General features: G+C 72.1%; 26 protein-coding genes and 3 tRNA genes. 23 read left to right on the top strand and 6 right to left on the bottom strand.

Annotated features, from left to right (window positions below):
- Positions 1-9: 9 nt before the first annotated feature.
- Together FF096_RS11475 and FF096_RS11470 are read left to right on the top strand one after the other, a co-directional pair.
- A complete protein-coding gene (locus tag FF096_RS11475; protein WP_309223100.1) occupies positions 10-1,086 on the top strand; it encodes a DUF6183 family protein in 1,077 nt (358 codons plus the stop codon).
- 97 nt (positions 1,087-1,183) lie between these two features.
- Positions 1,184-1,765: a DUF1349 domain-containing protein gene (locus FF096_RS11470; protein ID WP_155217238.1), complete on the top strand. Its 582-nt coding sequence runs from the start codon at positions 1,184-1,186 to the stop codon at positions 1,763-1,765.
- A 67-nt stretch (positions 1,766-1,832) separates the two neighbouring features.
- Here the strand turns inward: FF096_RS11470 and FF096_RS11465 are convergent, their stop codons facing one another.
- A complete protein-coding gene (locus FF096_RS11465; RefSeq protein ID WP_309223099.1) occupies positions 1,833-2,531 on the bottom strand; it encodes a TetR/AcrR family transcriptional regulator C-terminal domain-containing protein in 699 nt (232 codons plus the stop codon).
- A 104-nt stretch (positions 2,532-2,635) separates the two neighbouring features.
- Between FF096_RS11465 and FF096_RS11460 the strand changes: the two genes are divergently transcribed.
- Positions 2,636-3,292 carry a DUF4386 domain-containing protein gene (locus FF096_RS11460; protein WP_155217236.1) on the top strand — a complete coding sequence of 219 codons (657 nt, stop codon included), beginning with the start codon at positions 2,636-2,638 and terminating at the stop codon, positions 3,290-3,292.
- Between the two features lie 19 nt (positions 3,293-3,311).
- Here the strand turns inward: FF096_RS11460 and FF096_RS11455 are convergent, their stop codons facing one another.
- Both FF096_RS11455 and FF096_RS11450 read right to left on the bottom strand, forming a co-directional pair.
- A complete protein-coding gene (locus FF096_RS11455; RefSeq protein ID WP_309223098.1) occupies positions 3,312-5,699 on the bottom strand; it encodes a glycosyl hydrolase family 65 protein in 2,388 nt (795 codons plus the stop codon).
- 76 nt (positions 5,700-5,775) lie between these two features.
- Positions 5,776-6,480, bottom strand: coding sequence for an A24 family peptidase (locus tag FF096_RS11450; protein WP_309223185.1), 705 nt, complete (start codon positions 6,478-6,480; stop codon positions 5,776-5,778).
- Between the two features lie 678 nt (positions 6,481-7,158).
- On the opposite strand from FF096_RS11450, the gene FF096_RS11445 reads away from it, so the two are divergent.
- From FF096_RS11445 to FF096_RS11390, 12 genes are all read left to right on the top strand, one after another.
- A complete protein-coding gene (locus FF096_RS11445; RefSeq protein ID WP_309223097.1) occupies positions 7,159-7,728 on the top strand; it encodes a hypothetical protein in 570 nt (189 codons plus the stop codon).
- Between the two features lie 104 nt (positions 7,729-7,832).
- A complete protein-coding gene (locus FF096_RS11440) occupies positions 7,833-8,738 on the top strand; it encodes a hypothetical protein (RefSeq protein ID WP_375335329.1) in 906 nt (301 codons plus the stop codon).
- A 49-nt stretch (positions 8,739-8,787) separates the two neighbouring features.
- Positions 8,788-9,447, top strand: coding sequence for an SAF domain-containing protein (locus tag FF096_RS11435; protein WP_155217234.1), 660 nt, complete (start codon positions 8,788-8,790; stop codon positions 9,445-9,447).
- A 2-nt stretch (positions 9,448-9,449) separates the two neighbouring features.
- Positions 9,450-10,250 (top strand): ParA family protein, encoded by an 801-nt coding sequence (locus FF096_RS11430; RefSeq protein ID WP_155217232.1) that lies wholly within the window; start codon positions 9,450-9,452, stop codon positions 10,248-10,250.
- Positions 10,240-11,775: a CpaF family protein gene (locus tag FF096_RS11425; protein WP_155217230.1), complete on the top strand. Its 1,536-nt coding sequence runs from the start codon at positions 10,240-10,242 to the stop codon at positions 11,773-11,775. The genes FF096_RS11430 and FF096_RS11425 overlap by 11 nt, the downstream gene beginning before the upstream one ends.
- A 3-nt stretch (positions 11,776-11,778) precedes the next feature.
- Positions 11,779-12,681: a type II secretion system F family protein gene (locus tag FF096_RS11420; RefSeq protein ID WP_309223096.1), complete on the top strand. Its 903-nt coding sequence runs from the start codon at positions 11,779-11,781 to the stop codon at positions 12,679-12,681.
- The gene (locus FF096_RS11415) at positions 12,678-13,541 is read left to right on the top strand and encodes a type II secretion system F family protein (protein WP_309223095.1); all 864 of its coding nucleotides are present in this window, start codon (positions 12,678-12,680) and stop codon (positions 13,539-13,541) included. The genes FF096_RS11420 and FF096_RS11415 overlap by 4 nt, the downstream gene beginning before the upstream one ends.
- Positions 13,542-13,566: 25 nt before the next feature.
- Positions 13,567-13,770, top strand: coding sequence for a hypothetical protein (locus tag FF096_RS11410; protein WP_155217228.1), 204 nt, complete (start codon positions 13,567-13,569; stop codon positions 13,768-13,770).
- Positions 13,771-13,773: 3 nt separating this feature from the next.
- Complete coding sequence (locus FF096_RS11405) at positions 13,774-14,217, top strand: TadE family protein (protein ID WP_155217226.1); 444 nt, start codon at positions 13,774-13,776, stop codon at positions 14,215-14,217.
- On the top strand, positions 14,202-14,669 hold the full coding sequence (locus FF096_RS11400) for a TadE/TadG family type IV pilus assembly protein (protein WP_155217224.1): 468 nt from the start codon (positions 14,202-14,204) through the stop codon (positions 14,667-14,669). Before FF096_RS11405 ends, FF096_RS11400 begins: the two co-directional genes overlap by 16 nt.
- A complete protein-coding gene (locus FF096_RS11395) occupies positions 14,666-15,091 on the top strand; it encodes a pilus assembly protein TadG-related protein (protein WP_155217222.1) in 426 nt (141 codons plus the stop codon). The genes FF096_RS11400 and FF096_RS11395 overlap by 4 nt, the downstream gene beginning before the upstream one ends.
- Before the next feature lie 14 nt (positions 15,092-15,105).
- The gene (locus FF096_RS11390) at positions 15,106-16,275 is read left to right on the top strand and encodes a LysM peptidoglycan-binding domain-containing protein (protein ID WP_155217220.1); all 1,170 of its coding nucleotides are present in this window, start codon (positions 15,106-15,108) and stop codon (positions 16,273-16,275) included.
- 89 nt (positions 16,276-16,364) lie between these two features.
- On the opposite strand, the gene FF096_RS11385 is transcribed toward FF096_RS11390, so the two are convergent.
- The 3 genes from FF096_RS11385 to FF096_RS11375 all read right to left on the bottom strand — a co-directional run bounded on the left by FF096_RS11385 (position 16,365) and on the right by FF096_RS11375 (position 19,739).
- Positions 16,365-17,216 (bottom strand): Rieske (2Fe-2S) protein, encoded by an 852-nt coding sequence (locus FF096_RS11385; RefSeq protein WP_309223094.1) that lies wholly within the window; start codon positions 17,214-17,216, stop codon positions 16,365-16,367.
- Positions 17,217-17,291: 75 nt separating this feature from the next.
- Positions 17,292-18,770, bottom strand: a complete 1,479-nt coding sequence (locus FF096_RS11380) for an NAD(P)/FAD-dependent oxidoreductase (RefSeq protein WP_155217216.1) — start codon at positions 18,768-18,770, stop codon at positions 17,292-17,294.
- A 57-nt stretch (positions 18,771-18,827) separates the two neighbouring features.
- The gene (locus tag FF096_RS11375) at positions 18,828-19,739 is read right to left on the bottom strand and encodes a phytoene/squalene synthase family protein (RefSeq protein ID WP_309223093.1); all 912 of its coding nucleotides are present in this window, start codon (positions 19,737-19,739) and stop codon (positions 18,828-18,830) included.
- A gap of 64 nt (positions 19,740-19,803) precedes the next feature.
- Between FF096_RS11375 and FF096_RS11370 the strand changes: the two genes are divergently transcribed.
- From FF096_RS11370 to FF096_RS11335, 8 genes are all read left to right on the top strand, one after another.
- Positions 19,804-20,958: a polyprenyl synthetase family protein gene (locus FF096_RS11370; RefSeq protein ID WP_155217214.1), complete on the top strand. Its 1,155-nt coding sequence runs from the start codon at positions 19,804-19,806 to the stop codon at positions 20,956-20,958.
- Between the two features lie 30 nt (positions 20,959-20,988).
- Positions 20,989-22,470 (top strand): phytoene desaturase family protein, encoded by a 1,482-nt coding sequence (gene crtI, locus FF096_RS11365; protein WP_309223092.1) that lies wholly within the window; start codon positions 20,989-20,991, stop codon positions 22,468-22,470.
- A 55-nt stretch (positions 22,471-22,525) separates the two neighbouring features.
- Positions 22,526-23,107 carry an isopentenyl-diphosphate Delta-isomerase gene (idi, locus tag FF096_RS11360; RefSeq protein WP_155217212.1) on the top strand — a complete coding sequence of 194 codons (582 nt, stop codon included), beginning with the start codon at positions 22,526-22,528 and terminating at the stop codon, positions 23,105-23,107.
- Entirely contained in the window at positions 23,097-24,035 is a 939-nt protein-coding gene (locus FF096_RS11355; protein WP_309223091.1) for a MerR family transcriptional regulator, read from the top strand. Before idi ends, FF096_RS11355 begins: the two co-directional genes overlap by 11 nt.
- Positions 24,036-24,188: 153 nt before the next feature.
- Positions 24,189-24,977: a polysaccharide deacetylase family protein gene (locus FF096_RS11350; RefSeq protein ID WP_155217210.1), complete on the top strand. Its 789-nt coding sequence runs from the start codon at positions 24,189-24,191 to the stop codon at positions 24,975-24,977.
- Between the two features lie 155 nt (positions 24,978-25,132).
- Positions 25,133-25,205 (top strand) — tRNA-Glu (locus FF096_RS11345).
- A gap of 33 nt (positions 25,206-25,238) precedes the next feature.
- A tRNA-Asp gene (locus FF096_RS11340) sits at positions 25,239-25,312 on the top strand.
- A gap of 101 nt (positions 25,313-25,413) precedes the next feature.
- A tRNA-Phe gene (locus tag FF096_RS11335) sits at positions 25,414-25,487 on the top strand.
- Positions 25,488-25,567: the final 80 nt, after the last annotated feature.

The raw sequence follows: 25,567 nt of genomic DNA, 5'->3' as shown, positions 1-25,567 counted from the left end.
GTGCCCGACGTGGATGAGGACCCTCGGGATATCGCGGCCACGGTCACCGAGTTGCACGATGTGACGAGGGTCCACGAACTCGCCGAGCGGCGTCTCGGTGCCGGCGATGCGCGCTTCGTCGCGGATCTCGGCATCGCGTTGTGGCGAAGGTACGCAGGGCAAGCCGTCTCACCGTGGCAGTACCGCAGCGTCTTCGATTCGGTGCTGCGGCTGTTGACGCTCACGCCGGGTGTCGTCGACCAGGCGGCCCGGTTGGTTTCCGTCGTGCAGGACCGCCACACGACCCGCTACGCCGCGTCCCTGCTCGCTTCGGCCCATAGCCCGGCTGACCTGGGCGTCGTGTTCGACGCGGGCCGGTCGGAGGAGCTGCGGGCCTGCGTGCTCCAGGAGTTGGTGCTGCGTGGTGCCGAAGTTCGCCACCGGTGGGCGACCTCCTCGCACTGGCGCTACCACCCGCTCGGCTGGCTGCCGCTGTCGTTGACTCCGATCGAAGGACGCCCCGTCCTGCCCGACTACCACCTCCACGGAAGCAGCCAGGAGTTGCCGGTCATCGCGGCCGAGGCGGTGCGCGGACACGGACCCGTACCCCACTGGCAGGAGACGACCACTCCCGACGAGGCGGCCTCGCTCGCCGCCGCCGTGGACAACTGGGCCGAGGAGTCCAACGGTCACATCGAGGCGCGAACGTTCGCCTTCGACGACGACCTCCCGGCAGCGGCGGTCGGGGACGCGCTGGTCCGCGTCGGTCTGCAATGCGCCCAGGGCATGACGACCGGACTCAAGGTCTGCTCCGCCTCCCAGGCGTGGCGGCAGTTGTTCTCCGCAGCCTCCACCGGTGGGGCCTACAACAGCGGCGAGTTCGGCGCGTACGGAAGGCTGCTCGCCTGGCGGTCGGTCGCGGCACTGGTCGGTGCCCCGCACGACGCACCAGCCGGTGACGTCGAGGCCATCGCGAACCGCTGCTCCTGGTACTCGTTCGCCCTCTCCACCCCGTGGTTCGACAGAGTCGCCTGGGATATCGGCCTGGCGGTCGTGACACCGGACCGGCGGCGTCTGGCGGTACTCGCGGCCACCGACACCGACTGACAACGTCCTGAGTGAAAGCGCTTCCACACCCGGCTGAGCTGGTCAGATCGATCGGGGCGGGTTGTCCGGGCCAAGCCCGCACGGCACCCTTGCCGGCATGTCGATGGAGTCGCTCGACTGGCAGGACGTCAACGGTAATCGCGTCGGATCTCCTGACAGCGGTCTGCTCAGCGCACCGGCCCGTACGGACTGGTTCGCCGACCCGGCCGGCGGCGAACCGACCGGGTCAGCGCCACTCGCGCTGACTCGATGCGTCGGCGATTTCCAGCTCAGCGCCCTGGTCGAGGCCACGCTGACGGAAACCTACGACGCGGTTGCGCTGTTCGTCCATGGTGGAGCGACGAGCTGGGCGAAGCTGGCCATGGAACGATCACCGGCCGGTACGGACACGATCGTCACGGTGGTGACCCGTGGGGTGTCCGACGACGCCAACGGGGTCGCCGTGGCGTGTCCGGGGCGCTCGTGGCTGCGGATCTCCCGCATGGGGGTGGTGTACGCGTTCCACCACTCCGACGACGGCGCGCGTTGGAAGTTGGCCCGGCTGTTCACGCTCGGGCCGATAGCCAGCCACCGGGTCGGCTTCAGCGTGCAGTCGCCGATGGGCGACGGATTCGATGCCCGCGTACGGCACGTCAGGATCACCCCCACCACGCTGCTCGACGCCCGCAACGGATGCTGATCCGACCACCGGCCGCCGCCGTGAGCCGCCGCCATCCGTGCGGCCCGGCACCACGCGCGGCGGGCCGTCATTCATCCGCGGCGGATCGGCAGCGCGCCTGTTCCAGTCCGTCGAAGAGCAGGTCGAGGGTGAACTCGAACTCGGTCTGACTGTCACACCAGCCCAGGGTGGGGTCGGTGGCGGCGTGCATCTCGGCGGCGACCATCGCGCCGAGGTGGGGCAGCTGCTCGGCCAGCACGGCCAGTTCCGCCTCTGCGGCGTCGGCCTCCTCGCCGGTGGCGGGCTTGAGGACCTCCTGGGCGAAGCCGAGTGCCAGGCTGCCGAACGCGTGCAGCGCCCGGTGGGCGATCCGGTACGAGAAGCCGCCGTCGACCAGGGTGGCGAGGATGCCCTCGTAGTAGCCGTAGACCCCGGGGGGAATGGTCGGGCGGGAGCTGAGCAGTGCGGGTGCCCACGGGTGCCGCAGCATGACCGTACGTGCGGCGAGGAAACGCAGTCGGAGCCGGGTACGCCAGTCTCCGCCGGCCGCGTCCGTCTCGGCCTGGTCGGCGGCTGCGGTGATCTCGGCGATGACGGCGTCGACGAGGCCGTCCAGCAGCCCTTCCTTGCCGGGCAGATGGTGGTAGAGCGACATCGCCTCGACGCCTAGATCGGCGGCGAGCCGACGCATCGTCAGCGCCGCCATCCCCTCCGCGTCCACCAGCGCTGTCGCGGCGGCCAGGGCCCGGTCACGGCTCAGCGGCTCCCGCCGCTTCCTCGCTGCCACGTGACCCCCACCTCTCCTTGACCTTACAACGTACGGTTGGCCTTACGACGTAAGGCTCGTCTGCCCGGTCCGCCCCGGGAACTGCCGCAACCGAAGGAGCCACCATGCATCCGCTGATTCGCACCGCCCGTACGACCGGACTGTTCTACCTCGGCCTCGGTGTCGCCGGCATGCTGGGGTTCCTCACCATCCGCCCGATGATCTTCGACGCCGGTGACGCCGACGCGACCCTCGCCAACCTGGTCGCCAACGAGTCGTTGGCGCGGGCGGGGGTGGCCCTCGAACTGCTCGTCGTGCTCACCCAGTCACTCGCCGCCGTCTGGTTCTACCGGCTGTTCCGTACCGTCGACAGCACCGCCGCCGGAAGTATCGCCGCCTTCGGCATCGTCAACGCCGTCGCGATCCTCGGCAGCGCCGCCCTGCTCGCGACCGCCGTCGGGGTGGCCACCGACGGGACCGGCGACGCCGCCGGCACCGTCCAATTGCTGTATCTCGTCAGCGAGAACCTGTGGGGAGTCGGCGGGATCTTCTTCGGCCTCTGGCTGGTGCCGATGGGCTGGTGCGTGCTGCGTTCGGGCTGGCTACCCCGCCCGCTCGGCTGGATCCTCGTCGCCGGTGGGGTGGGCTACGTGCTCATGACGTTCGTCAACTACCTCGCCCCCGGTGCTGGAGCCGCCGCCGACCTGCTGGTGATCCCCGCGACCGTGGGCGAGTTCTGGATCCTCGGTTACCTGATCATCTTTGGCGTTCGGAACCGGTGAGCCCGGCGGCGTGCCGGGGTCAGCGGTGGGCGGGGCGGCGACCGGGCGGCGACGGCGGTTCGGGACCGAAGTCGGGTAGCGCGGGCATGGGACGGACCGTCGGTTGCCCGGCGGTCACCCGCAGGCGCTCACCGTGGTGCCACAGCTCGATCGCGGTGTCCGCGTCGGCGTCCGGCAGCGCGTACCGGGCCTCCTCGGCGGTCAACGTGACGTGCAGCCGGTGACCGTGCCAAAGCAGGCTGAACGCGAGGCGGTCGATCCGGTCGGGCAGCCGTGGGTCGAACGACAGCAGTTCCCGGTCGTCACGCAACCCGCCGAAGCCCTGCACCAGCGTCAGCCAGGCCCCGCCCAGGGAGGCCAGGTGCAGCCCGTCGCCCGTCTTGTCGCCGAGATCCTTCAGGTCCTGGAGCACCGACTCGGCGAACAGGTCGTACGCCAGGTCGAGGTGGCCCAGTTCGGCGGCGAGCACCCCCTGCGGGGCGGCGGACAGCGACGAGTCCCGGACCGTCCGCGCCTCGTAGTAGGCGAAGTTGGCGGCCTTCTCCTCGGCGGTGAACTCGCCTGGGCAGCGCAGCATCGCCAGCACCAGATCGGCCTGCTTGACCACCTGGTGCCGGTACAGCTCCAGATAGGGGAAGTGCAGCAGCAGCGGGTAGTCGTCGTCGCTGGTGTTGGCGAAGTCCCATTCCGGCAGGTCGGTGAATCCGGCGGCCTGCTGGTGCACCCCGCGCTTCGAGTCGTACGGGATGGTCATCGCCTCGGCGGCGGCCCGCCAACCGGCCACCTCGGCCGGATCCACGCCCAGCCGACCGGCTGCCTCCGGGTGCCGCTGCACGGCGTCGGCCGCGCCGCGCAGGTTCCGTCGTGCCATCAGGTTGGTGAACAGGTTGTCGTCGACCAGCGCCGTGTACTCGTCCGGACCGGTCACCCCGACGATGTGGAAGCTGCCGTCGTCGGTGAAGTGCCCGAAGCCGTGCCACAGCCGGGCGGTGGCCACCAGCAGGTCCAGCCCGGCACCGACCAGGAAGTCCTCGTCGCCGGTGGCCGCGACGTAGCGCAGGACCGCGTCGGCGATGTCGGCGTTGACGTGCAGCCCGGCGGTGCCGGCCGGCCAGTAGCCGGAGCACTCCCTGCCGCCGATGGTCCGCCAGGGGAAGGTGGCACCGGTGAGCCGCAGCTCCGCCGCACGGTCGAACGCCTGCGGCAGGTGCGCGTGCCGCCACCGCAGCGCCGACCGGGCCACGTCCGGCGCCACGTAGGTCAGCACCGGCAGCACATACCCCTCGGTGTCCCAGAGGACGTGCCCGTCGTAGCCGTTGCCGGTCAGCCCTTTGGCGGGGATGGCCCGGTCGCTGTCCGAACGCCCGGCCTGGATCAGGTGGAACATCGCGAACCGGGTGGCCAGCTGCAACTCCTCAGCGCCGTCGAGCACCACGTCGGCGGTGCGCCAGGCGCCGTCGAACGCGGCCCGCTGTTCGGCGAGCAGGGCGTCCAAGCCGTCGGTACGCGCGGCGTCCGCGTCGCCGGACACCTGGTCGGCCAGTTCCTCGACCGAGGAGTCCGCGACCGGCCTCCACTCGTACGCCGCGAACTTGGTCAGTCGGGCCCGCTCACCGGGGCGCAGCGCCCCGGTGAGGGTGAGCCGGATCCGGTCTGCGGTGGCGTCCACCCCGGTGGCGACGTGCTCCGGCAGGGCCGTCCGGTGCGCGACCGCGACGGCGACCCGCTGCCCGCTGCGTTGGGTACGGTGCACCAGCAGCGCGTCGGAGTCGTCGGCACGGTGCAGTTCGGCGGTCAGCGGCTCCTGGATCAGCGAGGCGGCCCGAGGGTCGTCGCCGCGTTCCGGGATCCGTTCGTTGGCCAGCAGGTCCGCGCAGATCCGGACGTCGACCGGCCCGTCCAGGGGCTCCACCGTCCAGTCGACGGCGGCGACCCGGCGGCGGCGCAGCGACACCAGCCGCCGGCTGCGTACCCGCACCCCGTCACCGGCCGGCGAGATCCATTCGGTGTGCCGTTCGATCACTCCGGCGCGCAGGTCCAGCACCTGCTCGTGGGCGAGCACCGTGCCGGTGCGCAGGTCCAGCGGCTCGTCACCGACCCAGAGCCGGATCAGTGTGGCGTTCGGCGCGCTGATCGCGGTGTCACTGAGCTGCGGGAAGGCGTACCCGTCCTCGGGGTAGTTCAGCTGTCGGCATTCGTGCAGCCCACTGAGGTAGCTGCCCGGCATGTCGACCGGATCGCCTTCGTCGAGGGTGCCGCGCCAACCCAGCCAGCCGTTGCTCAATGCGAAGACCGACTCGGTCTCACCGAGCCGGTCCAGGTCGTCCCGGGTACGTCGGATCCGCCACCGCTCGTCGGGCTGCGGCTCGTCGGCCTCCGGGGGCGACGGGTCGGTGTTGGGCTGCACAGCGCCTCCAGGCGTTTCCGTTGGTCCTGCAGGGCTGACAGTTCCCCAGCGGCTGGCTCGCCACACCAGCAGCGGCTCACCACCACACCAGCAGTAACGCGCCGAGCCCGCCGAGGACCAGGTAGGGCCCGAACGGCAGGTGGCTCGACCAGTGGGCCCGTCGGCTGACCAGCAGGGCCAGGGCGACCAGCCCGGACAGGGTCAGCGCGAGGAGCAGCCCGAGCACCGGCACGCTCCAGCCGTACCAGCCCAGGAGCGCGCCCGCGCTCAGTGCCAGCTTGGCGTCGCCGATGCCGAAGCCCCGGTTGCCGAGCAACAGGGTGGTGGTTCCGAAGAAGAGCGCCAACCCGAGCCCGGCGGCGATGGCGCGCAGCCACGGGGCGGCCCCGGCACCGGTCAGCGCGGCCAGCCCGAGCAGCAGCCAGGTACCGGCGGCGGCCGGCAGGGTGAGCCGGTCCGGCAGCCGGTGGACCGCGAGGTCGATGAAGACCAACGGCACCGCGAAGGCCAGCCACCATGTGGCGGCGGCCAGTTCGACGACGGGTGGGCGGGCCAGCAGCAGCGCGGTCACCGTGGCCAGGGCGGTCAGTTCGACGACGACCGGCGCGGCACCGACCCGTGCACCGCAGCCCCCGCAGCGGGCGGTGGGGCCGAGCGCCGGCCAGGGACGGCTGGGGCTGATCGGCGCGCCGCAGGCGTCGCAGCCGACCCGGCGATCGGTTCCCGGGGGTACGGCGTGTCGGGCGACGGCGTACCGCAGCAGTGGGGTGATCGCGAGCACGGCTGCGGCGTGCGGCCACGGTCGGGGGGCGCGCCTCGGCGGAGAAACGGTCGACGCGACGGTCCGGTCCGGCGGTGCCGGTGCGGCGGGTCGCCGGGTCACGCCATCCACCCCCTCACGGAGGGTAGTGTGACCGGTCGGTTCGGGTGGCGAACCGACCGGTCAGCGGGCCTTGTCGGGGCGCCGTTCGAGGGTCGACGAGCATGATCGACACCGGAAGATGCAATTCCCACGGGATGCAATTGACGCCCAATTGGCACCGTTATTGCCGGGGACGGATCGGACCGATTGCCATTTCCCACCCCATTGCGACCGGTCGGCTGTGAGCCCGATCGAGGGCGGGATCGACCACCCCGCCGACCCCACCGGCCCGCCCCACACATCGAGCCGACAAACGCCGGCAACCTTCCGGAAACCACGCCGCGCCACCACCGATCATCACTAAGAGTGTTCACATGAATTGCCTCTGTTGCATCGGCTGACGTCAGCCTATGCTCGCCCCTTGGATGTGACACAACCCACGTCCACTACCGACAAGCAGCCAGGCCAGTGCATTCATAGGAGATCCACAAAAGTCAATGCGGCTGCGTACGGGGGACAGACCGGAGTGATCCTTCCGGTCGCGCTGCCGCACGCCCGGCGAAAGCGTCCGCCGGTCGGCACCGAGGAGGGCACGAGGTGCGAGCACGGCAAGTGAGCCGCTGGACGGCCAGCCTGATCGCGGTGGCCACGGTCGGCACCAGCACCGCCTGCGGCGGCACCCAGACGACGTCCACCGCCGCGACACCCGAACGGAACACGCCTGCCGGTGCCGAGCGCGCCGCCGAGCAGGCGGCTGCGGAGAAGGCGGCGCTGGCGGCCTACTCCGGCTATCTCGCCGCCTCCCGCGCGGCAAGCCGCCGCAGTGACCCGCAGGAGCCGCAACTGGCCCGGTTCCTCGCCGACCCGCTGCTGACCAACGTCCGGTTCAACCTGCGGCAGGCCCGCCAGCACGGCGCGGTCGCTGCCGGCACGTTGCGCTCGGAAGGTCCCACAGTCGTCTCGATGGACCTGGACGCCGATCCCCCCACTGTGGAGATCCAGGACTGCGTCGACGCCAGCAACTACCGGCTGGTCTACGTCGCCGACGACAAGGTCGTACCGGGCACCCGTGGCTCCCGTCACCTGGCCACCGCCACCGCCACCCGCTATCCCGACGGCCGCTGGCGGATCAGCGCCGGCGCGGCTCACCAGGACCAGCCGTGCTGACCCGGCGGACCAACGGTCGCGGCCCACGCCGACCCGTCGACGCGTTTCCCGGCCGACCCGAGTCGGTATCGGTCGGCCGTCGACGCCGACCGGCCACCACCCGGATCGTCGATCTCCGCCGGGCGCTGCTCGGCGGGGCGCTGGCGGTGCTGCTGGCGGCCGTCGGCGCGGTACCGGCGACCGCCGACCCCGGTGCCGATTGCCCACCGGCCCAACCCAACTGCAACGTCTGGGACGACGACCCGGGTACGCCCGGCGGCGGCGGTAACGGAGGCGACAACGGCGGTGGCGACAACGGCGGCGGAGGCGGGGGCGTCTGCCAGTGGCAGGGTCGCACCGTCCCCTGCTACGACGAGTTGTTCGGCTGGTTCAACAGCGGTGACGGCTGCTACTACAAGCTCGTCGAGTCCCCGGCCACGGAACCTCCGCCGGGCCAGCAGTGGTACCTGCGGAACTGCATCGGCACGCTGGGCCAGGGCACGCTCGTGTCGCTGGACGAGCCGCCGCCGGGCTTCGGCGCCCCGCCGGACCCGGATGAGCTGGCCCGCCGGGCGTTCGCCTCGATCACCCTGCTCGCGCCCCGCGCGGCGGTCGCACCACGCAAGCGCGTCGGCCCGGGTCTGGTCGGCCTCCCGGTCTGGATGTGGGCCGAACGGGGCGCCAACCAGTTCGGCCCGTTGCGCGCCTCCGCCTCGGATCGCGGCCTGACCGTGACGATCTGGGCCGAGGTGGAGCGGGTGGTCTGGGACATGGGCAACGGTGACAAGGTCACCTGCACCGGCCCCGGCACCGGGTACGACCCTCAGGGTCGGTACGCCGGGCGACGCTCCCCCGACTGCGGCTACCACAGCGGCTACGACCGGGCCGACACGTACACGGTCCGAGCGACCACGCACTGGTCGGTGACGTGGACCAGCAACAGAAATGACAGCGGAAGCATCGACGGTGTCACCCGCACCACGGACCCCGTCGAGATCGAGATCAACGAGCTTCAGGTGGTGACGCGGTGAGCGAGCACGTCCTGCGCGTTCCGCAGTCGCGAGCGAAAGGTGGGCACCGATGAGCGTGGCGACCCGGAACGAGATCCCTCCGGTGGATGCGCCGGTCGCCCCACCCCGGGTGGTCCGCCAACGTCGGGTTCGACCGGGGCTGCTCGGCCTCGCCGTCCTGCTGATCGCCCTCGGCGGGCTGGGCTCCGCGTTCGCGGTGACCTCGGTCCGGGCGACCGGCAGCTACCTGGCGGTGGCCCGCGCGGTCGAGGTGGGCAGCGTGGTACGCGCCGACGACCTGATGTCGGTGCAGGTGGCCGGCGGTCAGGGACTCGAACCGGTGCCCGCCTCCCGGCTCGCCGACGTGATCGGGATGCGCGCCGCCGTCTCACTTGCCCCGGGCTCCCTGCTGACGATGAGCCAACTCACCGACGAACCGCTGCTCGGCCCCGGGCAGCAGCAGTTCGCCCTCGGGCTACGGGCCGCCCAGGTGCCCGCGCCGAAGCTGCGCCCCGGTGACCAGGTGCTGCTGGTCAGCACCCCGGACAACGACAGCGGCAAGGGTTCGTCGGCCGCCACCCGATTCACCGCCACCGTCACCGATGCCGTCTCCACCGACGGGCGGGACGAGGTCGTGGTCTACCTGGCGCTCGCCGTCCGGGACGTGCCGGCAGTGGTGGCGCTGGCCGCCCAGGATCGGATCGCGGTCGTGCTGACCAAGGCGGCCTGAGTATGGCGATCATCGCGCTGGTCTCGGCCAAGGGTTCGCCAGGGGTGACCACCACCGCGCTGGCCTGCGCGTTGAGCTGGCACCGGCGGCTGATCCTCGCCGAGTGCGACCCGGCCGGCGGCTCCATCCTCGCCGGATACCTCGGTGGAGCGCTCGACGGGCCACGCGGCATCGGCGAGTTGGCCGTCGGCGAACTGCGCGACGGCACCATGGAGACCTCGTTCTGGTCACAGTTGGTCGACCTCGACGCACCCCGTCGAGAGCGGCTCCTGCTGCCGGGAGTGGTCGACCCGGCTCAGGCGGGCAGCGTCACCCCGCTCTGGCAGCGCTTCGCCGACTTCTTCACCAGCCTCGAACGCGGCGATCCGCCGTACGACGTGATCGTCGACTGTGGCCGGCTGCACGTCCTGGGCCCGCCCTGGCCGCTGCTGCGCGCCGCCTCGGTGGTGCTGGTGGTGACCCGGGCGCAACTGCCCGACCTGTCCGGCACCCGGGCCATGGTCCAGGCCATCGAGCGGGACTTCACCGAACACCGGGTCACGCCGGGCACGCTGCGGCTGCTGCTGGTCGGCGGCGGGCACGGCAAGAGTGAGGTCAGCAAGGCCCTCCGGCTTCCGGTGATCGCCCGGCTGCCGCACGACCCGCGTACCGCGGCGGTGTTGAGCCTCGGCGGGACGGTGCGCGCCAACCGGCCGCTGCTGCGCGCGGCCCGCGAGTTGGAGGTGCCGATCGGCGCGCTGCTGGAACGTCGGCGGGCCCGGCTGGCGTGGCCCGTCTCCCAGGGGGTGCCGGATGCGATTTGAGCCGGTCTCGTCGGACCCGCGTCGGCAACCACCCGGCGCCACCTCCATCGCCCCGCCGCTGCCGCCCGTCAACGGCTGGCACCCCCCGCCCGCGCAGCCGCCGGTCCCGGTCACCGCGCCACCAGCGGCCCCGCCGCCCCGGCCACGGCTGGACTTCCAGGTGGTACGCGAGCTGCGCCGTCAGCTCAGTGAGCGGCTCACCCGGTGGCAACGCGGCCGGGAGTTCACCGTCGCCGAGGAGGACACCGAGCGGGCCCGGCTCGCCGTCGAACTGGTCGCCGAGTACGCCGACTCGGTGCGTCGCGCCGGCACGCCGATGGCCGCCGGTGAGGAACGCCTGCTGCTCGACCAGGTGACCGCCGAACTGGCCGGTCTCGGTCGGCTCCAGACGCTGCTGGTCGACGACACCATCGAGGAGGTGCACATCCTCGGCTGCGACCAGGTGCGCATCACCCGGCACGGCGGCGGCGTCGACTGGGCCGACCCCATCGCCGACAGCGACGACGAGTTGGTGGAGATCCTTCAGGCGGCGGCCCGCCGGGCCGGTGCCACGGAACGCTCCCTGTCGACCTCGAAACCCACCCTGGACCTGCAACTGCCCGACGGCAGTCGACTGGCCGCGGTGTTCCTGGTCAGCCACCGTCCGTACGCGGTGATCCGCAAGCACAACACCCTCGACGTCAGCCTGGACGACCTGGCCGGCGGGCGGGGCGATCTCGACGAGATGATCGACCCACTGCTGCGGGACTTCCTCCGGGCGTCGATGCGGGCCGGGTTGAACATCATGGTCGCCGGGCTGGCCGGTGCCGGTAAGACCACGGTGATCCGGGCCATGATGAACGAGATCCCACCGGACGAGCCGTACGTCCTGCTGGAGGAGAGCCGGGAACTGCTCCCGGCGCGACGCGGCGAGCGGCATCGCGCGGTGATGAGCTTCGAGGCCCGGGAGGGGCACGGGGAACGCGGGCCGGACGGTCGGCCCGCCGGTGAGGTGAGCATCGCCGACCTGATCCCGGTCTCGCTGCGGATGGGTGTGCTGCGGATCATCGTCGGCGAGGTGCGGTCCCGGGAGATCGTGCCGATGCTCCAGGCGATGACCACCAGCCGGGGATCCATGTGCACCATCCACGCGCGTACGCCCGCCGGGGTGAGCGAGCGGATCATCGAGCTGGCGCTGTCGCACGGCCGGGAGATGACCGTCGACCAGGCCCGCCGGATGGCCGGCAACGCGCTCGACCTGATCGTCTACGTCAACGTCGACGACGAGACCGGCATCGGCGGGCGCAAACACCGCTTCGTCTCACACGTCGAGGAGGTCGTGGGGGTCGGTGAGGGCAGCCGGATCACCACCACGCAGGTCTTCGGTCCCGGCCCGGACGGTCGGGCGGTCCCGAAGCACCTGCCGGAACGGGTCCGGGACCAGCTGTTGCGGGTCGGCTACGACGCCCGGCTGCTGAGCCGTTGGATCGAGGCCGGTCAGGGCGCCTGGCGTCGCCCCCGGCAGACCCGACTCGGGCGGCGGTGAGCCGTGGGTACCAACGTCGAGCTGATCGCCCTGGTCTCGGGTGCGGCCTGTGTGGCCGGTCTGGTGCTGGCGGTCGTCGCGCTGGTCGGCACCCGTCGGCCACCCGGCCGGGCACCTGGGGCGGGCCCGGGGATCGAGCGGCTCTGGCGCGGCTCCGGCACCACCGCCCGCGAGCAGCGGGCACACCAGACACTGCTGGTGAGTGCGGTGATCGCGGGCGCGCTGGCCTTCCTGCTGACCGGCTTGCCGGTGGTCGGCCTGCTGGTCGCGGTGGCGGTACCGGGCACCCCGTGGCTGTTCTCGGTCGGCCGGGCCGAGCAGCGGGCCATCGCCCGGATCGAGGCGGTCGGCGAGTGGACCCGCCGACTCAAGGACGTCTCCGCCACCGGACAGGGACTCCAGCAGGCGATCATCGGCACGGTCACCACCGCGCCCGAGGAGATCCAGGAGGAGGTACGCCTGCTCGCCGCCCGGCTCCAGGCCGGCTGGCTGGCCCGCTCCGCGCTGCTGGCCTTCGCCGACGAGATCGGCGACCCGGTCTGCGACCAGGTGGTGGCGGCGCTCATCCTGCACCTCACTGACCGGGGTGAGCGTCTCGGCGATGTGCTCGGCTCGATCGCCTCGGCCGCCGCGGCCGAGGTGGCGACCCGCCGGGAAATCGAGGCCAAGCGCACCCAGCCCCGGTTCGCGGTCCGCTTCCTCACCGGGATGACGCTGGCCACCCTCGCGTACGGACTGCTCAACCGCGAATACGTCCAGCCCTACGACACCCCGTTCGGGCAGTTGGTGATGGCGGTGCTCGGTGCCGCCTTCGTGGGGCTGCTGGCCTGGGTGCGCTCGATGAGCCAACCGCCCCGACCGGCCCGTTTCCTGCCCGCGCCGGACCCGAGCGAGGTGGTGGCGTGAACCTGATCCTCACCTTGGCGGTGGTGGCCGGTGCCAGCTTCGGGTTGGGCGTGTTCCTGGTGGTCCGCGAGCTGGTGCCGGCGACCCCCGCGCTCGGCCCGGCGCTGCGCCGGCTGCACCAGCCGACGGGGGCCGCCCACACCGGTCCCGCCGACCGGCGGCTGGACTGGCTCACCGGGTTGGCGCGCTGGCTGCGCCCGCCACACCGGCAACTGGCCCTGCTCGACCGCACCCCCGAGCAGTACGCCCTCTCCCTGCTGTTGTCCGCCCTGATCGGGCTCTCCGCTCCGGCGCTGCTCAGCGTCACCCTGCTCAGCGTCGGCGTCTCGCTGCCGCTGGCCGTACCGGTGGTGGGCAGCCTCGGTCTGGCGCTGCTCTGCGCGCTGGTGGCGCACCGTTCGGTGCTGACCAAGGCCGACGCCGCGCGGGACGAGTTCCGCCAGGCGGTCTGCACCTACCTCGACCTGGTGGCGTTGCAGCTGTCCGCGGCGCACGGCCCGGTGCAGTCGCTGGAGCGGGCCGCCGCGATCTGCCAGGGCTGGGTCTTCGACCGCATCTCCGAGGCGCTGCGGATGGCCCAGATGCAGATGCACTCGCCCTGGGACGAGCTACGCGATCTCGCCGACCAGATCGGCATCCCCGAGCTGGGCGATGTCGGCGCGATCATGCGCTCCTCCGGCAGCGAGGGCGCGCAGGTGCACGAGACCCTCCGCAGTCGGGCCGACTCGCTGCGAGACCAGATCCGCACCGACAACCTGGCTCGGGCCGAGGGGGTGACGAGCCGGCTCGACATCCCTGGCGCGCTGCTGGTCTTCGTCCTGCTCGGCTTCGCCATCTATCCGTTCCTGGCCCGCCTCTAGGCCGACCCGAGTAAAGGAGCCCCGAATGACCGTCCTCACCTACGTACACGTCGCGCTACGGGCGCGGCTGGCCGAGCTGCGCGGTGACCGTGGCGACAGCCCGGTGCCGACAGCTGTGATCATCTTCGGCCTGGTGGCCGTGGCGATGGCGGTGACCGCCGCCGCCCTCGGCGCGGCCAACGACTGGATGAGCAACATCCCGAGCCACCAGAACCCGACGGCCCCCTGATCAATGCGCCGTACCCTCTCCACCGGCTGGTGCCGGGTGGTCGCCGCCACCCGGCACCGTCGGTTGCCCGGCGACGGCGAGCGGGGCGGCAACCCGGTGGAGTTGGCGGTGGCGCTACCGGCGGTCCTGCTGATGCTGTTCGCCTCGATCCAGGTCGCCGCCGTCTTCGTCGCCCGGTCGACCGCGCTCAACGCGGCGCAGAGCGGGGTCAACGCGGCGCGGCTCCTCGACGCCCCGGCGGGGGCCGGTGAGGAACGCGCCGCCCGGTTCCTCCGGACCGCCGGGGACTGGCTGGTCGACTGGGACGAGCCGGGGCCGAGTTGCGCCGTCACGGACACCGACGTGACCTGCACGGTGACCGGCCGGGCCCTCTCAGTGGTGCCGGGGGTGCGCTTCTCCGTCAGGCAGACGGCACACGGGACAGCCGAACGATGGACCGAGCCGTGATGAGCCGGGGCTCCGTGTCGATCGAGGTGGCGGTGCTGGCACCGGCATTCGTGGCGATGATGGTGCTGGGCGGGGTCGCCGGGCGTACCGCGGTGGCCAGCGCGGCGTTGGAAGCCGCCGCGCACGATGCGGCGCGGGCCGCGTCGATCTCCCGCGACGCCTCCACCGCGCGTGCGGCGGCCCGGGAAGCGGCCCGGCAGCAACTCGACTGGCGGGGCGTGGCCTGCACCAGCGCCCCACAGGTGACCTTCCGCGGCTCGGTCGACGGTCGCTCGACCACCTTCAATCAGGCGTTCGGCAGCGCCATCGGGCAGGAGGCGTCGGTCACCGTCGAGGTCGCCTGCACCGTCTCCTACGCCGACATCCGACTTCCGGCACTGCGGATGCCGAACGGGCAGCGGATCACCGCCTCGTTCACCTCGCCGCTGGACCGTTACCGGAGCCGGCGATGACGGCCGCACGCGGTGACGCCGGCCGGGTGAGCATCTTCCTCGCCGTGGCCCTGCTCGGGGTACTCGGCATCATCGGCATGGCGTTCGACGGCGCCGGCCAGCTCCGGACGCTCCAACGCGCCGAGAACCTGGCCGCCGAGGCGGCCCGCGCCGGAGGCCAGGCGATCGACCGGGCGACCGCCATCGAGGGCGGCCCGAAGCGGATAGACCAGGCCCAGGCCCGCATCGCCGTCCGGGACTACCTGACCGCCGCCGGGGCCGACAACTACACGGTGGTCTTTCCCGTGGTCGACGGCGAAACCCTGATCCGGGTACGCGTCCAGGTCACCTACGACCGGGCGATGCTCGGCCTGTTCGGCTTCTCCAACACCGTCACCGTCTCCGGTGAGGCGACCGCACGGGCGCTGACCGGGGCTCCCTAGGAAGGAAGGTAGCCATGGCCGCATCGGGTGGCACCGCCGCACGGCGGGTCGGTCGGGCGCTGACCGGGTTCGGTGCGCTGGTCGTACTGGTCGGCCTGCTGGTCGGCGGGCCGATCGCCCTGCTGGCCTTCGCCGGCAACCCCCTCCCCGACCACGTACCCACACTCGCGGAGATCGGCAGCACGCTGACCAGCCGCGACGACGGGCAACTCTTCCTGCGGGCACTGGCGATCGTCGGTTGGTTCGGCTGGGCCACCTTCGCCCTCTCCGTGCTCGTGGAGTTGGGCGCGCAGGCGCTGGATCGGCCCGCTCCCCGGTTGCCCGGCATGGGTCGGCAGCAGCGGGCCGCCGCAGCGTTGGTGGGATCGGTCGCGCTGATCCTCGCCGCCAGCCCGGCCGCCACGGCCGCCACCACCGGATACGCCGCCCCCGCGTACGCGCCGTCGGCGAGCGGGCCGGCGGTGGTCGCCATGGCCGCACCCTCGACGACCGGGCCGACGACGACGGCCGTACGGGCGACGGACGACACCTCCAGCCACGCACCGGTGTACCGGGTCGCCAAGGGCGACTACCTGGGCGGGGTCGCCGACCGGTATCTCGACGACTTCGACGACTACCACCGTCTCGCCGCGCTCAACAAGCTGCGCGACCCGGACCGGATCCGTCCCGGTCAGCTGATCAAACTGCCCGGTGACGCACGCGACCAGGGTTCCCGGCCACACGCCACCGGGCGGTTGGTCGCGCCGAAGCCCCGGCCCGCACCCGGCCCGGAGCGCACCGAGCAGACCCGTCCGGCGCCGGAGCGGCCGGACAGCTCGACCCAACAGCCCGGCGAGGCGGTGGAGCTGCCCGGCGGCTCGACGCAACAACCTGACGGCGCGACGGACCGAGCCGGTAAGGCCACGCCCGCTCCGGTGCCGACCGAGCAGCGGCAGCCGGAACCGTCACGAGATGAGACGTCGGAGGACCACTCCCCGGTGGTGACGGTGGGCGCGGCTCGGGCCGGTGAACCCGACGGGGTGAACCGTCCGCTCGCCGTCTCCGCGGTACTGGCCGTGGCCAGCATCGTCGGCGCGCAGATCGGGGCGGTGCTGGGCCTGCGCCGTCGGCCCGCCACTTCCCGGCACCACCCGAGCGGCCACGTTCCCCGGGAGTTGCCCGTGGGTCGACACCGCCGGGACTGACCCCGGCACGGGCTCGGCGTCCGCGCGTGCCCGCAACGGGGCGGCCGGGGCCCGCGACGAGGCGGGTCGAGCGGGCGGGCGACCGCCCGTCAGGGCAGCCGGGCCTCCAGGCGACCGTCTACGATCCGGGTCGGTAGGACCTGCTGGTCGTTCGGGGACGGGCCGTGCACCACCTCGCCCCCGTTGAGGCGGAAGGTGCTGCCGTGCCACGGGCACACCACGCACGCGTGCCCGTCGACCTCGCGTACCTCGCCCTCGCCGAGCGGGCCGCTCTGGTGCGGGCAGCGCTCCAGCATGACGGTCACGTCGTCGCCGTGCCGGTAGAGGATCACCGATACATCGTCGACCTTGCGGGTGACGAGTTGCCGCTGCGGCAGGCTGGTCATCTCCGCGACCGGGTGCCAGCCATCGCTGATCAGATGCAGGTCGGAGACGCTGACGTTCACCTGGGCACCCTGCTTGTACGCCAGGTGCCCGCCGAGGTACGCCCCGGCACCGGCGGCGCTGAGCCCGAGCCACCCGAGGGTACGCCCGAGCCCGTGCCGACCGGACAGGCGCGCGGCCAGCGAGGCGCCGTACAGCGCCAACCCGACGGAGTTCGACGCGGCGTGCACCAGGCCGACCCGGCGCTGGTCGCGGGAGAGCCCCGCCCAGTCGTTGAGCCCGGCGACCGCCGCCGGCAGCGCGCTCAGCGTGCCGACCGCGGTCAGGGTGGTGGCCGCCCTCCGCTGGCCGGGCATCAGGTCCAGCACGGCCGCGCTGATCCACGCGCCGACCGGCACCTGCACCAGCGCCGGATGCAGTGGATGGGCCAGCCAGACGCCGTGCAGCAGGTCACGCACCCGTTGCGGGCGCAGCACCCCCTGCACTCTCTGCTGCAACCGGTCACCGAACCGGTCGAGGCCGGAGGCTTGCTCGATTTTCGTCAACAACGCTCGCACGGGTAACGACTTCCCGCCGTACGCCGACGCAAACCGGTCGTCGGGGACGAACCGCCATCGGACCGGGGATTCAGCTCATCGTCCCAGGTTGCTCAGCGCGTCGGAGATCGCCCGGTGGAAGGTCGGGTACGCGTAGATCATGTGTCGGAGCTGGGTCAGCGGGACGGCCGCGTGCACGGCCACCGCCAGGCCGGACAGCACCTCACCGCCGGCTGGACCGACCGAGGTGGCACCGATCAACACCCCCTGGTCGGCGTCGGCGACGAGCTTGACGAAACCGACCTCGTCGGTGCGGTGGATCCAGCCCCGGGCCGACGACGGCAGCCGGGTGAAGCCGACCTGCACGTTGACGCCGCGCTCACGGGCCTGCTGCTCGGTGAGGCCGACCGCGCCGATCTCCGGATCGGTGAAGGTGACCCGGGGCAGCGCCCGGTAGTCGGCGCGGGGCACCGACCCGGCCGAGCCGCCCGCGCCGGTGCCGGCCAGCGAACTGGCCGCGCCGGCCGCACCGCCGACCACGCTGGCCATCCCGCTCGGGTCCGCGCCGCTGTCCGCGCGCCGGAAGTGGTCGAGCAGGTCGGCGACCACGATGGACGCCTGGTACATGGCGACGTGGGTGAAGGCACCCTCGCCGGTGACGTCACCGACCGCCCAGATCCCGTCGGTGACGTGCAGCCGGTCGTCCACCCGCAGGTACCGCCCGCTGGTGTCGACGCCGATTGAGTCCAGCCCCAACTCCTCGAGGTGGGCGCGGCGACCGGTCACCACCAGCAGTCGTTCGGCGGTGAACTCCTCACCCTCGGAGCCGTGCAGGGTGAAAACCGCGTCGTCGTACTCCACCCGAGCGGCCTTGACCCCGGTGTGGATCTCCACCCCGTCCGCCCGCAGTGCGGTCGCCGCCGCCTCGGACGACTCCGGCTCCTCGACGGCCAGCACCCGATCGAGCGCCTCGACCACGGTGACGCGTACGCCGAAGCGGGCGAACACCTGGGCCAACTCCAGCCCGATCGCCCCACCGCCCAGCACCAGCAACGAGGCAGGCAACCGCTCGACCTCGATGGCCGCCCGGTTGGTCCAGTACGGGGTCTGCGCCAATCCCTCCACCGGCGGCACCGAGGGACGCGTGCCGGTGCCCAGCACGATGCCGTGGCGTGCCTGGAAGACCTGGTCACCGACCCGGACCCGGCCGGGGCCGTCGATCCGGCCGCTGCCCCGGACGAAGCGCCCGCCCTTGTCGGTGAACCGCTGCACCGCCACCCGATCGTCCCAGTTGTCGGTGGCCTCCGCGCGGATCCGCTGCGCCACCGGCGTCCAGTCCGCAGTGAGCTGCACGGTGCCCGCGAGACCGTCGACCCGACGGGCCTCGGCGAGCGCGTTCGCCGCCCGGATCATCATCTTGCTCGGGACACAGCCCCAGTACGGGCACTCCCCACCGACCAGGTCCCGTTCGATGCCGACCACGGTGAGTCCGGCCTCCGCGAGCCGACCGGCCACCTCCTCCCCACCGACACCGAGCCCGAGCACCACCACGTCCACCAGTTCCGGCTCCGCCATGTCGCCCAGCATCGCGCACCGGCCTGTCGTCGGCCAGCGGGTCGCGCGGATGCCGGCTCACCGCAACGGCGGTCCGGGCACCTCGACCGGGGTGCCGGCCGGGGTCAGCAGGGCGCGGGTGGCCACCGCGAGCCGACGCCGCTGCGGCACCGTGGCCCGGCGGGCGAAGACGTCGTAGCCCTGGGCGGCCACCTCGTCGAGGATGCCGCCGTAGAGCAGGTAGGCCGTGCGGATGCAGGCCTGTGAGGCACCGTCGAGCAGGACCACACCCGGCGCGGCGGCGACGTAGTGCGCCTGGGCACGAGCCACCTCGTACCGGATCAACTCCCGAACCGGTTCGGTGGCCCGCCCGGCGGCGTGGCAGGCCAACAGGTCGTCCCGCGTCACGCCGAAGGCGGCCAGGTCCTCGTCGGGCAGGTACGTCCGGCCGCGAACCAGGTCCTCACCGACGTCCCGGATGAAGTTGGTCAGCTGGAACGCGAAGCCGAGCTGCCGGGCGGGCTCGCGGGCCGCCGCCGGATCGGAGCTGCCCAGGATCGGCAGCATCATCGTGCCGATGACCGCCGCCGACCCCTCCATGTAGTCCAGCAGGTGCTCGTAGGTGCGGTAGGAGGTGACGGTCAGGTCCATCGCCATGCTCTTGAGGAACGAGGCGAAGTCCTCCCGGTCGAGGTTGAAGACGGCGATGGTGTGCAGCACCGCCGGGAGCAACGGATCGGTCACCGGCGCACCGTGCAGCCCGGCGACGAACCGACCCGCCCAGTCGTCCAGTCGGGCCGCACGCGCGGCCGGTGGCAGGGCGTCGGTCTGATCGACGATCTCGTCGGCGTAGCGCGTGAATCCATATAAAGCGTGCACATGCCGCCGTTTCCAAGCGGGCAGCAGCCGGGTGGCGAGATAGTAAGTACGGCCATGACGTCTGTGCAGTTCGCGGCATCTGTCGTAGGCATCGGCGAGATCCAAGTCCACCGGCCCCTCCTCTAAATCGACGCACCAATCGACGCAACCTGTACCCTAGGGTACGCTCGGCGGCATGGCCAGCGATGAACCAACGGGTAACCTCCTCCGGGTGGTGAATGAGCAGCCGATCGGTGGAGTCGACCCGATCGCTGCCGTCCTGGCCGCCTACACGCGGGACCTCGTCACCGCCGTCGACACCACCCTGGCCGAGTTCCTCGATGCCGAGGTCGACGCACTCACCGCTATCGACCCGGCGATGGGCGGTTTCGCCGCCACCGCCCGCGACTGCGTCCTCTCGGGCGGCAAGCGGGTCCGGCCCACGTTCGCCTACTGGGGGTGGCGCGGCGCGGTCGGCGGCAACACGCCGGTCACCCCGGTGCTGCCCGCACTGGCCACCCTGGAGTTGCTGCACACCTTCGCGCTGGTGCACGACGACGTGATGGACGCCTCCGCTACCCGACGCGGCCGACCGACCGCGCACGTCGCGGTGGCCGCCCAGCACGCGGCGGCGGGTCGCAGCGGCGACTCGGGGCGCTTCGGTGAGGCGGTCGCGGTCCTCATCGGCGATCTCTGCATGGTCTGGGCCGACCAACTCATGGCCCTCGCCGACCTGCCGGCGGACCGGCTGCTCCAGGTCCGGCGTGGCTACGACCGGATGCGGGTGGAGACGGTCGCCGGGCAGTACCTCGACGTGCTCGGCGAGACCGACCCGGAGAGCTGGTCGGTGGACCGCGCGCTCCGGGTGGCCCGGTACAAGACCGCCAGCTACACCGTGCAGCGACCGCTGCTCTTCGGGGCCAGCCTGGCCGGCGTCGACCCGGACGGCCCGCTGGCCACCGCGTACACCCGCTACGGCCTCGCCGTCGGCGAGGCTTTCCAGCTCTGCGACGACCTGCTCGGGGTCTTCGGTGACCCGACCACCACCGGCAAACCGGCTGGGGACGACCTGCGCACCGGCAAGCCGACGGCGCTGCTCGTACTGGCCCGGGAGTTGGCCACGCCGGCCCAGTTGCGGGCCCTCGACGACACCGACCGGCACGCCGCCGAGCCGGAGATCGCCCGCCTCGCCGAGGTCGTGGTGGACACCGGGGCGGTGCGACGGATCGAGCGGATGATCGACGAACGGGTCGAGGAGGCGCTGGCCGCGCTCGACACGGTCGCCGTCGACGAGACCGCCCGCACCGCACTGGTCGGCCTCGCGATCGCCGCCACCCACCGGCGGGCATGATGGGCTTCCTGCATAGAGAGGTGGTCGCCGGTGCGGACCGTTGACGGGCGTACTGATCAGGTAGTGGTTGTCGGTGCCGGTCTCGGCGGGCTGGCCTGCGCGCTGCACCTGGCCGGCAGCGGACGCCAGGTGACCGTGCTGGAACGCGAGCCGGTGCCGGGCGGGCGGGCCGGTCGGCTCAGCGTCGACGGCTACGAGTTCGACACCGGACCCACGGTGCTCACCATGCCCGACCTGATCGCCGAGGCGCTGGCCGCGGTCGGCGAGGAGCTGACCGACTGGCTCGATCTGATGCCGCTCGATCCGGCCTACCGTGCCTACTACCCGGACGGCTCCACGCTCGATGTGCTCACCGACACGGCTGCGATGGCGGCGGAGATCTCCCGGGTCTGCGGGCCTCGGGAGGCCGACGGCTACCTGCGGTTCGTCGACTTCGCCCGGAACCTGTGGCGCCTGGAACGGGCCGATTTCATCGAGCGCAATCTCGACGCCCCGACCGACCTACTCACCGGCAACCTGCTCAAACTGGTCGCCACGGGCGCCTTCCGGCGGCTGCAAACCAAGATCGACCAGTTCTTCCGCGACCCGCGTACCCGGCGGATCTTCTCCTTCCAGGCGATGTACGCCGGGCTCGCCCCGCACGACGCGCTGGCCATCTACGCGGTCATCGCGTACCTCGACTCGGTGGCCGGGGTCTTCTTCCCGCGCGGCGGCATCCACGCGGTCTCCCGAGGACTGGCCGGTGCCGCCGAGAAGCACGGCGTGAAGATCCGGTACGGCACCACGGTCGACCGGGTGGAAACCGCGAACGGCCGGGCGACCGGAGTGGTGACCGCCGACGGGGAGTTCGTACCCGCCGACGCCGTGGTCCTCAATCCGGACCTTCCGGTGGCCTACCGCGACCTGCTGCCGCCAGCCCGGCAGCGCCGGCTCACCTACTCACCCTCGTGTGTCGTGCTGCACGTCGGCTCGACCCAGGGATACCGACGCATCGCCCATCACAACATCCACTTCGGGCGGGCCTGGCAGGGCACCTTCGACGAGGTCATCCGCCAGGGAAACCTGATGTCCGACCCATCCCTGCTGGTCACCAACCCGAGCCGGACGGATCCGGCGGTGGCGCCGACCGATCGGCACACCTACTACGTGCTGGCTCCGGTGCCGAACCTCGAACGGGCGCCGTTCGACTGGCGCGGCGACCTCACCGCCCGGTACACCGATCAGCTCATCACCACCCTGGAGGAGCGCGGCTACGTCGGCTTCGGCGCGGGCGTCGAGGTGCTGCGGGCGATCACCCCGGCGGACTGGGCCGAGCAGGGCATGGCGGCCGGTACGCCGTTCGCCTCCGCACACACCCTGTTCCAGACCGGCCCGTTCCGGCCGTCCAATCTGCACCGTTCGCTGTCCAACGTGGTCTTCGTCGGCTCGGGCACCCAACCCGGCGTCGGCGTACCGATGGTGCTCATCTCTGGCAAGCTTGCCGCGGCCCGGATCACCGGGAAGCAGCAGTGAGCTCGACCAGCGAAGCGGTGCCGAGCCCTGCGGTCAGGAACGGAGGAGCGCGTTGATGCCGCAGTCCCGGGAGAGCCACCTCGTCGAGTTGGTCGACGACAGCGGCCGGCCGGTCGGGGAGGCCACGGTGGCCGCCGCCCACCAGCCGCCTGGTCAACTGCACCGGGCGTTCTCCGTCCTACTCGTCGCGCCCGACGGCCGGGTGCTGCTTCAGCGCCGCGCCGCGACGAAGACCCGCTTCCCGTTGCGCTGGGCGAACTCCTGCTGCGGCCACCCCCAGCCGGGCGAGACCCTGGCCGAGGCCGCCAACCGGCGACTGACGGAGGAGTTGGGTGCCGACCCGGTGCCGCTGCGCGAGATCGGCGTCTACGTCTACCGTGCCGAGGACCCGGCCACCGGGCGGGTCGAGGTGGAGTACGACCACGTCCTGTGCGGCGAGTTCCACACCGACGGGTCACTACGCCCGGAGCCGACCGAGGTGGCGGAGCTGCGCTGGGTCGAGCCGGACCAACTGGCCGCCGCGCTGCACCACGATCCCGACGCCTACGCCCCGTGGCTGAGTGGCGTACTGGATCGACTCCTGCAACTGCCCGGGCAGCCGGACGACGACGCGCCGGAGCGGCCAGGTGGCCGATGAGGCGCTGAGCGCGGGCATCGTCGCCCGCCGCCTGGGGGTCGCGGTGACCACGCTACGTACCTGGCACCAGCGGTACGGCCTCGGGCCCAGCCACCATGTTCCGGGCCATCACCGGCGCTACACACCGGCCGACCTGGCCCGGCTAGAGGTGATGCGACGACTCACCGCCGAAGGGGTAAGCCCCGCCGAGGCGGCCCGATGGGCCCGGCAGGCACCCGACAGCCTCGCCTCCGTCGGCACCGCCGACCCGCGCCGGGCACGCGACGGCGGCGGTACGACCATCCCCGTCGGGCGTGCCGGACCGGCGGCCCGGGGGCTGGCCCGTGCCGCGATGCGGCTGGACGCCGACGCCATCAGCGAGGCGGTCGCCCAGGCCCTCGCCGCCGACGGCGTGGTGACGACCTGGGATCGGCTGCTGCGTCCGCTGCTCGTGGGTATCGGCGAGCGGCACGCCGCCACCGGCGCGCTGGTCGAGGTCGAGCATCTGGTGACCCGCTGCGTATCGACGGCGTTGGGCTCGGTGGCATCCGCCAACCCTGCCTGCGGGCCGCCACGCGTGCTGCTCTCCTGCGCCGACGAGGAGCAGCACAGCCTGCCGCTGGAGGCCCTGGCCGCAGCGCTGGCCGAGGCCGGCGTCGGCTACCGGATGCTCGGTGCCCGGGTGCCGGTGGCGGCACTGCTCGCCGCGATCGCCCGGACCGGACCGGCCGCGGTCGTGCTCTGGTCGCACACTCCGGCCACCGCCGATCCGGCCCAACTCACCGCTCTGCTGACCACGCCGAGCCGACCGCTGCTGGTGCTCGCGGCCGGTCCGGGCTGGCAGGCCCGGACCCTGCCGGTCGGGGTAGTCAGCCCGGCCGACCTGACGGAGGCACTATCCCTCACCGTCGCCCTGCTCGACTCGCTGGACCGCCCGGCCGCCTCCTGACCGCTCGTCGGGGACCGGCAGCCTCACCCATCGACGCCGGACCCCGCATCGGCACGGAGGGCGCTCACGTCCTGACCCGCCGTCCATCGACTCAAATCGGGTGAACTAGCGTCGGGGGGTCCGCGTACCCCGAACCCCTCTCGGGAGCGAACGATGCGCCACCCCGCTCTGCTGGCTTTCCTGGTCGTCCTGCTCGTCGCCGGTTGCGGCGGCGACAGCGGCGGCACCCCGGAGGCCACCGCACCCACCAGTCCGCCGCCCTCGGCCGCCCTTCCGCCGGAGGCGTCCCCGTCCCCGTCGCCGACCCGCACCGTGCCGCCGAAGCCACGGCTACGACCGCTGCCGAAGAAGCTGCCGGCCGGCCTGGTCCGCACCACCGGCTCCGAGAAGGTGGCCCTCACCTTCGACGACGGGCCGAGCCCGGCCTGGACGCCGAAGGTGCTCGACCAGTTGAAGGCGGCCAAGGTGAAGGCCACCTTCTGCGTGGTCGGCTCACAGGTCCGTAAGCATCCGGCCCTGCTCCGGCGGATCGTCCGGGAGGGGCACCAGCTCTGCAACCACAGCTGGAACCACGATCTCGACCTGGCCCGACGGCCGGTTGCCGAGATCCGCGCCGACCTGGCCCGCACGAACAAGGAGATCCGGCGGGCGGTGCCGGACGCGGAGGTGCCGTTCTACCGACAGCCCGGCGGCCGGTGGACCGCCGAGGTGGTGAAGGTCGCCAAGCAGCTCGACATGCGCTCACTGCACTGGACCGTCGACCCGCAGGACTGGGCCAAGCCGACCGCGGCCACCATCGCGAAGCGGGTGAAGCGGGCCGCCCGTCCCGGTGCGGTGGTCCTGCTGCACGACGGCGGCGGCGACCGGGCGGCGACCCTCGCGGCCTGCGCCAAATTGATCAAAGGGCTGAAGCGCGACCACGGCGTCGCGAAGATCGCCTAGAGACGGCTTCCAGCTGCGGGTTTCCGGCGCGTTGTGGCTGCCGCCATACCGGTTTGGCCGACCGGTGCGCCATCACGTATGCTTTCGAAGCCTCCGGCGGGGCCGGATGGGAGCAAGACCGTTCAGCGTTGCGAGTATGCAATGATGGCGGGGCCGCCCTCATCGTCTAGCGGCCCAGGACGCCGCCCTTTCAAGGCGGTAGCACGGGTTCGAATCCCGTTGGGGGCACGGTTCGGCTCAGGTCGAATGCAACACCAGCAAGGTCCTGTGGAGCAGTTGGAGTGCTCGCCGCCCTGTCAAGGCGGAGGTCGCGGGTTCAAGTCCCGTCAGGACCGCAAGCGCTGACGCCGCGCCATCGCGCGGCGTTCTGCGTATCGGGCATGTGACCCGTCCCAGCGGTGATCCCGCCGGTTGGGTAGCATGGTCCGAGCACCACGGCCAGGTAGCTCAGTTGGTACGAGCGTCCGACTGAAAATCGGAAGGTCGGCGGTTCGACCCCGCCCCTGGCCACATAGCCTTTCGCCGGGCTATTGCAACGCCGATCAGCGGAAACGCCGGTCGGCGTTTTGCTTTGTGCCCAGAGATCCCGC

Source organism: Micromonospora sp. CP22, from assembly GCF_009712475.1.
In the GTDB taxonomy this organism is placed as follows: Bacteria; Actinomycetota; Actinomycetes; order Mycobacteriales; family Micromonosporaceae; genus Micromonospora.
The sequence above is the reverse complement of the archived record's forward strand: the minus strand, read 5'-3'. Positions and strand labels throughout refer to the sequence as shown.

Excerpts from the sequence above, each read along its gene's own strand:
- FF096_RS11470 (WP_155217238.1), top strand. The coding sequence starts at position 1,184 with ATGTCGATGGAGTCGCTCGACTGGCAGGACGTCAACGGTAATCGCGTC.
- FF096_RS11460 (WP_155217236.1), top strand. The coding sequence starts at position 2,636 with ATGCATCCGCTGATTCGCACCGCCCGTACGACCGGACTGTTCTACCTC.
- FF096_RS11435 (WP_155217234.1), top strand. The coding sequence starts at position 8,788 with ATGAGCGTGGCGACCCGGAACGAGATCCCTCCGGTGGATGCGCCGGTC.
- FF096_RS11430 (WP_155217232.1), top strand. The coding sequence starts at position 9,450 with ATGGCGATCATCGCGCTGGTCTCGGCCAAGGGTTCGCCAGGGGTGACC.
- FF096_RS11425 (WP_155217230.1), top strand. The coding sequence starts at position 10,240 with ATGCGATTTGAGCCGGTCTCGTCGGACCCGCGTCGGCAACCACCCGGC.
- FF096_RS11410 (WP_155217228.1), top strand. The coding sequence starts at position 13,567 with ATGACCGTCCTCACCTACGTACACGTCGCGCTACGGGCGCGGCTGGCC.
- FF096_RS11405 (WP_155217226.1), top strand. The coding sequence starts at position 13,774 with ATGCGCCGTACCCTCTCCACCGGCTGGTGCCGGGTGGTCGCCGCCACC.
- FF096_RS11400 (WP_155217224.1), top strand. The coding sequence starts at position 14,202 with ATGGACCGAGCCGTGATGAGCCGGGGCTCCGTGTCGATCGAGGTGGCG.
- FF096_RS11395 (WP_155217222.1), top strand. The coding sequence starts at position 14,666 with ATGACGGCCGCACGCGGTGACGCCGGCCGGGTGAGCATCTTCCTCGCC.
- FF096_RS11390 (WP_155217220.1), top strand. The coding sequence starts at position 15,106 with ATGGCCGCATCGGGTGGCACCGCCGCACGGCGGGTCGGTCGGGCGCTG.
- FF096_RS11380 (WP_155217216.1), bottom strand. The coding sequence starts at position 18,770 with ATGGCGGAGCCGGAACTGGTGGACGTGGTGGTGCTCGGGCTCGGTGTC.
- FF096_RS11370 (WP_155217214.1), top strand. The coding sequence starts at position 19,804 with ATGGCCAGCGATGAACCAACGGGTAACCTCCTCCGGGTGGTGAATGAG.
- idi (WP_155217212.1), top strand. The coding sequence starts at position 22,526 with ATGCCGCAGTCCCGGGAGAGCCACCTCGTCGAGTTGGTCGACGACAGC.
- FF096_RS11350 (WP_155217210.1), top strand. The coding sequence starts at position 24,189 with ATGCGCCACCCCGCTCTGCTGGCTTTCCTGGTCGTCCTGCTCGTCGCC.